Below are 5631 nucleotides of genomic sequence, written 5' to 3'. Positions count from 1 at the left end.
TCTGGGTGGCCATCGTGAATGGTGTCCGGCGGTGTCCTACTCTCCCACAGGGTCTCCCCTGCAGTACCATCGGCGCTGAGAGTCTTAGCTTCCGGGTTCGGAATGTGACCGGGCGTTTCCCTCTCGCTATGGCCGCCGTAACCCTGGCGACACACCACACCCTGCCCGGGTGGGTGGTCAAATCTGGGTTACACGCCGTGCGTGTATTCAATTATCCTCCCCGACCTTCACGGTCGGGCAAGGGGTGCCCGTCTTCTGGGAACCACAAAGTGGACGCGAACAATCTTTTGACCACTCCTACCAGCCTTACAACGGTATGAGTGTAATGATTATCAAGTTATCGGCTTATTAGTACCGGTCAGCTTCAACAGTCTTGAGTCCTGTCTTCCACATCCGGCCTATCAACCCAGTCGTCTGGCTGGGAGCCTCTCCCCCGAAGGGATGGAAATCTCATCTCGAAGCCGGCTTCCCGCTTAGATGCTTTCAGCGGTTATCCGTTCCGAACGTAGCTAATCAGCGGTGCTCCTGGCGGAACAACTGACACACCAGAGGTTCGTCCATCCCGGTCCTCTCGTACTAGGGATAGATCTTCTCAAATTTCCTGCGCGCGCAGCGGATAGGGACCGAACTGTCTCACGACGTTCTAAACCCAGCTCGCGTACCGCTTTAATGGGCGAACAGCCCAACCCTTGGGACCTACTCCAGCCCCAGGATGCGACGAGCCGACATCGAGGTGCCAAACCATGCCGTCGATATGGACTCTTGGGCAAGATCAGCCTGTTATCCCCGAGGTACCTTTTATCCGTTGAGCGACAGCGCTTCCACAAGCCACTGCCGGATCACTAGTCCCGACTTTCGTCCCTGCTCGACTTGTCAGTCTCACAGTCAAGCTCCCTTGTGCACTTACACTCGACACCTGATTGCCAACCAGGTTGAGGGAACCTTTGGGCGCCTCCGTTACTCTTTAGGAGGCAACCGCCCCAGTTAAACTACCCATCAGGCACTGTCCCTGAACCCGATTAGGGTCCGAAGTTAGATATCCAGAGTGACCAGAGTGGTATTTCAACAATGACTCCACGAACACTAGCGTGCCCGCTTCACAGTCTCCCACCTATCCTACACAAGCCACACCGAACACCAATACCAAACTATAGTAAAGGTCACGGGGTCTTTCCGTCCTGCTGCGCGTAACGAGCATCTTTACTCGTAATGCAATTTCGCCGAGTTCGCGGTTGAGACAGCTGGGAAGTCGTTACGCCATTCGTGCAGGTCGGAACTTACCCGACAAGGAATTTCGCTACCTTAGGATGGTTATAGTTACCACCGCCGTTTACTGGGGCTTAAATTCTCAGCTTCGCCAACAAGAATAAACCCGTCGGCTAACCGTTCCTCTTAACCTTCCAGCACCGGGCAGGCGTCAGTCCGTATACATCGTCTTGCGACTTAGCACGGACCTGTGTTTTTAGTAAACAGTCGCTTCCCACTGGTCTCTGCGGCCATCGAACGCTCCCGGAGCAAGTCCGTTCACGCCTCAGGCCCCCCTTCTCCCGAAGTTACGGGGGCATTTTGCCGAGTTCCTTAACCACGATTCTCTCGATCTCCTTAGTATTCTCTACCTGACCACCTGAGTCGGTTTGGGGTACGGGCAGCTAGAACCTCGCGTCGATGCTTTTCTTGGCAGCAGAGGATCACCGATTTCGACTCACGTCTACCCATCAGATCTCAGGCACATGAACGACGGATTTGCCTATCGTTCGCCCTACATCCTTAGACCGGGACAACCATCGCCCGGCTCGACTACCTTCCTGCGTCACACCTGTTAACACGCTAAACGCACCAGCACGGGGTCGTACGCTAGGCCCCACGCTTCACCCCGAAGGGATCCATCACAGGGATTCAGATACTTAGCACTACTGGATTATCTTGGGCGGTTCTTCGCCGGTACGGGAATATCGACCCGTTGTCCATCGACTACGCCTGTCGGCCTCGCCTTAGGTCCCGACTTACCCAGGGAAGATTAGCTTGACCCTGGAAACCTTGGTCTTCCGGAGGACGGGTTTCTCACCCGTCTTTCGCTACTCATGCCTGCATTCTCACTCGTGTAGCGTCCACGGCTGGTTCACACCGCCGCTTCACTCGCCACACGACGCTCTCCTACCCATCAACACGGCTGGACCACAAAGGCCTACCACAAATGTCAATGCCACAACTTCGGTGGCGTGCTTGAGCCCCGTTACATTGTCGGCGCGGAATCACTTGACCAGTGAGCTATTACGCACTCTTTCAAGGGTGGCTGCTTCTAAGCCAACCTCCTGGTTGTCTGTGCAACTCCACATCCTTTCCCACTTAGCACGCGCTTAGGGACCTTAGTTGGTGGTCTGGGTTGTTTCCCTCTCGACTATGAAGCTTATCCCCCACAGTCTCACTGCTGCGCTCTCACTTACCGGCATTCGGAGTTTGGCTGACGTCAGTAAGCTTTTAGGCCCCATCGGCCATCCAGTAGCTCTACCTCCGGCAAGAAACACGCAACGCTGCACCTAAATGCATTTCGGAGAGAACCAGCTATCACGAAGTTTGATTGGCCTTTCACCCCTATCCACAGCTCATCCCCTCCATTTTCAACTGAAGTGGGTTCGGTCCTCCACGACGTCTTACCGTCGCTTCAACCTGGCCATGGATAGATCACTTCGCTTCGGGTCTAGACCCTGCGACTCACAACGCCCTATTCGGACTCGCTTTCGCTACGGCTGCCCCACACGGGTTAACCTCGCCACAGAGCACTAACTCGCAGGCTCATTCTTCAAAAGGCACGCCGTCACCCCAACAAGGAGGCTCCGACGGTTTGTAAGCAAACGGTTTCAGGTACTATTTCACTCCCCTCCCGGGGTACTTTTCACCTTTCCCTCACGGTACTTGTCCGCTATCGGTCATCTGGGAGTATTTAGGCTTATCAGGTGGTCCTGACAGATTCACACGGGATTTCTCGGGCCCCGTGCTACTTGGGATACTCTTCACGCCATAACACCATTTCGACTACGGGGCTCGCACCCGCTCTGGCCAGGCATTCAAACCTGTTCGTCTATGATGCGCTGTAACGTCCCATGCTCGGCAGAACACAACGAAAAGTCCCACAACCCCGACCATGCAACCCCTGCCGGGTATCACACATGGCTCGGTTTAGCCTCTTCCGCGTTCGCTCGCCACTACTAACGGAATCACTGTTGTTTTCTCTTCCTGTGGGTACTGAGATGTTTCACTTCCCCACGTTCCCTCTACCCGCCCTATATATTCAGGCGGGAGTCACCAGGTCACCACAAAGGGCCTGACGGGGTTTCCCCATTCGGAAATCCTCGGATCACAGCTCGTTTATCAGCTCCCCGAGGCTTATCGCAGATTACGACGTCCTTCTTCGGCTCCAGATGCCAAGGCATTCACCGTTTGCTCTTAAAAACTTGAAATCACATGAGTTAAAGGAACCACAACTCGAAAAGTTGCAGATCCAATGATCTACAGAAACACCCGAAAGCATTCCCGCAAATCTTTTTGATGCAGGATTTTAAGTCCTGTATCAAAGATGCTCGCGTCCACTGTGTAGTTCTCAAAATACGGGCGGTACCCTTCCCCCACACACCCAGGCATGAGAAAAAGATCCAAAGAGCCGACCCAGCCACCCGAAGACAACCAGCCCGATCCCTCAGGACCCAACAGCGTGCATGCGCAGAACTCCACCCGACCATGCGTTCCCAACCCGAAGGCCGTACTAACACGAGACGAATCTCACTCCACACCTAGTTCAATGTTCCACCCATGAGCAACCAGCAAAGACATTCGCTTTGAACTGGCACACTGGAGCACCCTACGGTACCCAGAAGCTCCTTAGAAAGGAGGTGATCCAGCCGCACCTTCCGGTACGGCTACCTTGTTACGACTTAGTCCTAATCACCGATCCCACCTTCGACAGCTCCCTCCTTACGGTTAGGCCACTGGCTTCGGGTGTTACCGACTTTCATGACTTGACGGGCGGTGTGTACAAGGCCCGGGAACGTATTCACCGCAGCGTTGCTGATCTGCGATTACTAGCGACTCCGACTTCATGAGGTCGAGTTGCAGACCTCAATCCGAACTGAGACCGGCTTTTTGGGATTCGCTCCACCTTACGGTATCGCAGCCCTTTGTACCGGCCATTGTAGCATGCGTGAAGCCCAAGACATAAGGGGCATGATGATTTGACGTCATCCCCACCTTCCTCCGAGTTGACCCCGGCAGTCTCCTATGAGTTCCCACCATCACGTGCTGGCAACATAGAACGAGGGTTGCGCTCGTTGCGGGACTTAACCCAACATCTCACGACACGAGCTGACGACAACCATGCACCACCTGTATACCGACCTTGCGGGGCAACCATCTCTGGAAGTTTCCGGTATATGTCAAGCCTTGGTAAGGTTCTTCGCGTTGCATCGAATTAATCCGCATGCTCCGCCGCTTGTGCGGGCCCCCGTCAATTCCTTTGAGTTTTAGCCTTGCGGCCGTACTCCCCAGGCGGGGAACTTAATGCGTTAGCTGCGACACGGAGACCGTGGAAAGGCCCCCACATCTAGTTCCCAACGTTTACGGCGTGGACTACCAGGGTATCTAATCCTGTTCGCTCCCCACGCTTTCGCTCCTCAGCGTCAGTAACGGCCCAGAGAACTGCCTTCGCCATCGGTGTTCCTCCTGATATCTGCGCATTCCACCGCTACACCAGGAATTCCATTCTCCCCTACCGCACTCTAGTCTGCCCGTACCCACTGCAGGCCCGAGGTTGAGCCTCGGGTTTTCACAGCAGACGCGACAAACCGCCTACGAGCTCTTTACGCCCAATAATTCCGGACAACGCTTGCACCCTACGTATTACCGCGGCTGCTGGCACGTAGTTAGCCGGTGCTTTTTCTGCAGGTACCGTCAAGCCGAAGCCCTTCTTCCCTACTAAAAGAGGTTTACAACCCGAAGGCCGTCATCCCCCACGCGGCGTTGCTGCATCAGGCTTTCGCCCATTGTGCAATATTCCCCACTGCTGCCTCCCGTAGGAGTCTGGGCCGTGTCTCAGTCCCAGTGTGGCCGGTCACCCTCTCAGGCCGGCTACCCGTCGTCGCCTTGGTAAGCCATTACCTCACCAACAAGCTGATAGGCCGCGAGTCCATCCTTGACCGAAAAACTTTCCACCCACACCCGATGCCGGGGCAGGTCGTATCCGGTATTAGACGCCGTTTCCAGCGCTTATCCCAGAGTCAAGGGCAGGTTACTCACGTGTTACTCACCCGTTCGCCACTAATCCACCCAGCAAGCCAGGCTTCATCGTTCGACTTGCATGTGTTAAGCACGCCGCCAGCGTTCGTCCTGAGCCAGGATCAAACTCTCCGTAAAAAAATACGACCCCCAACCCCGAAGAGAAGGAGAATCAAGTTTGACCTCTAGCAAATAAGACATCCCTCCGACCCGAAAGCCGGAAACTGACATCAATTTCCAAAGGAAACCCAACCCGATCCGAAGACCAAGCCAGGATATAAAATTGGCATTGAACATAGTGCACGCTGTTGAGTTCTCAAAAATCGGACACACCCCGCCTCCACACCACAAAGGCGCTTCACAACG

At 54.8% G+C, this 5631-nt stretch carries 3 rRNA genes; all 3 read right to left on the bottom strand.

Annotated features, from left to right (window positions below):
- Positions 1-23: 23 nt before the first annotated feature.
- A 5S ribosomal RNA gene (gene rrf, locus B0H03_RS15775) occupies positions 24-140 on the bottom strand.
- Positions 141-328: 188 nt separating this feature from the next.
- A 23S ribosomal RNA gene (locus B0H03_RS15770) occupies positions 329-3458 on the bottom strand.
- Positions 3459-3880: 422 nt separating this feature from the next.
- Positions 3881-5403: ribosomal RNA gene (locus B0H03_RS15765) — 16S ribosomal RNA — on the bottom strand.
- Together the 16S, 23S and 5S rRNA genes form the textbook arrangement of a ribosomal RNA operon.
- Between the last annotated feature and the right edge of the window lie 228 nt (positions 5404-5631).

It is taken from the genome of Rathayibacter iranicus NCPPB 2253 = VKM Ac-1602 (genome assembly GCF_003149025.1).
In the GTDB taxonomy this organism is placed as follows: domain Bacteria; phylum Actinomycetota; class Actinomycetes; order Actinomycetales; family Microbacteriaceae; genus Rathayibacter; species Rathayibacter iranicus.
The sequence above is the reverse complement of the archived record's forward strand: the minus strand, read 5'-3'. Positions and strand labels throughout refer to the sequence as shown.